Genomic DNA, 3581 nt, shown 5'->3' on the forward strand with positions numbered 1-3581 from the left:
CGCCCGGCACGAGCAGCGCGAGGCGCTGCGCGCTCACTTCTGAACCTGCTTCAACGGCTCCCGCCACGACCGGTTCTCCCGGTACCAGCGGATGGTCTCGGCCAGTCCCTCGTCGAAGCCGACCCGCGGCCGGTACCCGAGCTCGGCGGCGATCTTGGCGTGGTCCACCGAGTAGCGCCGGTCGTGCCCCTTGCGGTCGTCGACCGGGCGCACCATCGAGAAGTCCTGACCCATCGCCTCCAGCAGCCGCTCGGTCAGCCGCCGGTTGGTCAGCTCGGTGCCGCCGCCGATGTTGTAGACCTCGCCCGGGCGCCCGGACTCGGCGACCAGCTGGATGCCCCGGCAGTGATCGTCCACGTGCAACCAGTCGCGCACGTTGCCGCCGTCGCCGTAGAGCGGAACCCGGTGGCCGTCCAGCAGGTTCGTGATGAACAGCGGCAGCAGCTTCTCCGGGAACTGGTACGGGCCGTAGTTGTTCGAGCACCTGGTCACGCACACCGGCAGCTCGTGGGTGCGGAAGTAGGCCCGGCTCATCAGGTCGGAGCCGGCCTTCGCCGCCGAGTACGGCGAATTCGGCTCCAGCGCGTGCTCCTCCGGCCACGAACCGGTCTCGATCGAGCCGTACACCTCGTCGGTGGAGACGTGCACGAACTTGCCCACCCCGGCCGCGAGCGCGGCCTGCAGCAGCGTGTCGGTGCCGACCACGTTGGTCCGCACGAAGTCCGACGCGCCCAGGATCGAACGGTCCACATGGGACTCGGCGGCGAAGTGCACCACCACGTCGACCCCGGTCATCAGCTCCGCGACCAGCTCGGCGTCGCAGATGTCCCCGCGCACGAAGCGCAGCCGCGGATTTTCCGCCACCGGGCGCAGATTCTCCTGATTGCCCGCATAGGTGAGTTTGTCCAGAACCACCACTTCGGCGTCCGCGAACGCGGGATAGGCCCCTTGCAACAGCTGCCGCGCGTAGTGCGAACCGATGAAGCCGGCCCCACCGGTGATCAGTACTCGCATGCCACCTTCCATGGGGATTTCCCTTCCGCCGCAGGGCGGATCGGCAGGGACCGAACGTCGCCCGGAAGCAGTCTGCCACGCTGTCGGCCGGGCGTGGTCAGCGCCGACCACGCAGTGCGAAAAGCGGCGTCCGCGCCGCCGAACAACACGCGGAGTGCAAGCGGCGAACCACTCGCAGTGATCTTCCGACTACGAAGTACGTGCGGCTGCGGCGATTCCGCCCGCTCGCAACCCCGACGGCGGATCACCGTTAGCCTGCGTGGTGGCTTCGCCGAAAAATCACCCCGGCGAGGTGTAACGCTCGCAGGAAGTCCCAAGGAGGATTCGGCGTGGACGACCGGTCGCGACGGCCAGGTGGCCCACCAGGGCAACCGGGCAGGCCCGTCCCACCGCGCGGACCGCAGCGCCAGCCCCGCCCCGGTTCCGGCCCCGCCGGACGTCCCGCACCCGGCGGCGGACCCCGCCAGCCCTCCCAGGACCGCCCCGCACCGGCCGACCGGCCCGCCCGCGCGCAGCAGCGCCCGCCGGGCGAGCAGCAGCGACGACCCGAACCGCGGCCGGAGCGACCCGCTCCCCCGCCGCCCGAGGACACCTGGAACCGCGGCCGCAACGCCCGCCGCAACGGCATGATCGTCGGGCGGACGTTCGTGGCCCTGCTTTCCGTGCTGGTGCTCGCATTCACCGGCTACGCATGGGCGACCCTGCGAAATCTGAACAGCAACCTCTCCGGCAGCGACGTCATCGGTGGCGGCCTGAGCGAACCGGACGGCGCCACCGACATCCTGCTGATCGGCAACGACAGCCGCACCGACGCCGACGGCAACCCGCTGCCGGACGAGATCCTCAAGACGCTGCGCACCACCGACGACGAAGGCGGCGACCTCACCGACACGATGATCCTGATCCGGATCCCGAACGGTGGCGGGCGCGCCAGCGCCATGTCCTTCCCGCGCGACACCATGGTGCAGATGGGCAACGGGTACGGGGAGAACAAGCTCAACTCCGCGCTGCCCAGGGCCAAGTCCGACGCGAAGCAGAAGCTGCAGGCCAGCGGCGTCACCGACCCGAAGCAGCTCGAACTGCAGTCCAAGGCCGAAGGCCAGAAGTTCCTGATCAAGACCCTGGAAGACCTCTCCGGGGTGAGCATCGACCACTACGCCGAGGTGAACCTGCTCGGCTTCTACGAGATCACCCAGGCGGTCGGCGGTGTCGACGTCTGCCTGAAGGACGAGGTCAACGACAGCGACTACTCCGGCGCGGTGTTCAAGGCCGGGCCGCAGACCGTCGCCGGCGCGGACGCGCTGGCGTTCGTGCGGCAGCGGCACGGGTTGCCGCGCGGCGACCTGGACCGGGTGGTGCGCCAGCAGGTGTTCATGTCCGGGCTGGCGCGCAAGATCCTCTCCAGCGGGACGCTGAGCAACCCGGCCAAGCTGACCAGCCTGATGGAGGCGCTGAAGAAGTCCGTCGTGCTGGACAAGGGCTGGGACGTGGTCGACTTCGCCCAGCAGATGCAGGGCATCGCGGGCGGCGACATCAGCTTCCAGACGATCCCGATCGAGCTGGAGGGCGAGTCCGGTTCGGAGGACGTCACCGCGAACCCGCGCGAGGTCAAGCAGTTCGCGGACGGGCTGCTGCTGCCGCCGCAGGAGCGCGCGGCCAAGGAGCAGGCCGAGCAGGCCGCCGAGAAGCAGCGCGGCGGCACCACCGTGAACGTCTTCAACGCCACCGGCAAGAGCGGTCTGGCGGGCCAGGTGCTGAGCACGCTCAGCGAAGCGGGCTTCACCCAGGGCGGCAGCTCCAATTCGGACTCGATGGCGAAGTCGGTCGTCTACCACGCACCGGGCGACGAGGCCGCCGCCGGGCAGGTCGCCGCCACCCTCGGCGGACTGCCGCTGCAACCGAGCGGCAACCTGCAGTCCGGCAACGTCGAGGTGTACGTGGGCAGCGACTACCAAGGCCCCGGGGCGCAGCAGTTCGCCGGGAACAAGCAGGTCCAGCTCGACGGCGGGCAACGCGCCGCGGCACCGCTGCACGCCCAGCAGTCCGGTTCCGGCGACGCGCCGATCGACGCGGGCGGCGTCCCCTGCGTGAACTGACCGGGTTCCGCGCCGCGTTAAGCTGATCGCGCGCGTCGGCCGGAAGGTGGACCCGCGCGGGCGGACCGCCGGTCCGGTCCCGGTGGCAGGCCGCCAGGGGGAGGGAACGTGGCCGAGGAAGACGTGCCGACCGCGGGCTCGGGCGACTCGCGGGAACCGGACGAGCAGCGGGCCGCGCAACCCGACCACGGGCGCGCTGCGGACGCGGCGGGTGGCGGCTCGGACCCGGGCGACCCGGCTTCGCACGGCACTGCATCGGGGCGCACCGCGTGGCACGGCACGGTTTGGACCGGCACCGTCTGGCCCGGCGACGCATCGGGCGGCACCGCATCGCGCAGCGCTGCTTCGGATGACACGGCATCGCGCAGCGCCGCATCGGACGACACGACATCGCAAAGCGCCGCGTCGCGCAGCACCGGATCGGACGGCGCGGCGGCGGCCGACAGCTCAGTTCTGGACGGCTCGGAACCG

The 3581-nt window shown here is 70.9% G+C and carries 3 protein-coding genes; 2 read left to right on the top strand and 1 reads right to left on the bottom strand.

The annotated features are described in order from the left end of the window. Positions 1 to 33: 33 nt before the first annotated feature. The gene (gene rfbB, locus IJH84_RS09770; protein ID WP_295143003.1) at positions 34 to 1014 is read right to left on the bottom strand and encodes a dTDP-glucose 4,6-dehydratase; all 981 of its coding nucleotides are present in this window, start codon (positions 1012 to 1014) and stop codon (positions 34 to 36) included. Positions 1015 to 1343: 329 nt separating this feature from the next. Here rfbB and IJH84_RS09775 point away from each other — a divergent pair, with 329 nt between their 5' ends. Next, on the top strand, positions 1344 to 3110 hold the full coding sequence (locus IJH84_RS09775) for an LCP family protein (RefSeq protein ID WP_295142997.1): 1767 nt from the start codon (positions 1344 to 1346) through the stop codon (positions 3108 to 3110). A gap of 108 nt (positions 3111 to 3218) precedes the next feature. Further along, positions 3219 to 3581 (top strand): hypothetical protein (locus IJH84_RS09780; RefSeq protein WP_295143000.1); only part of this gene is annotated, 363 nt, incomplete at its 3' end.

It is taken from the genome of Saccharopolyspora sp. (assembly GCF_017434145.1).
GTDB classification, from domain to species: Bacteria; Actinomycetota; Actinomycetes; order Mycobacteriales; family Pseudonocardiaceae; genus Saccharopolyspora_C; species Saccharopolyspora_C galaxeae.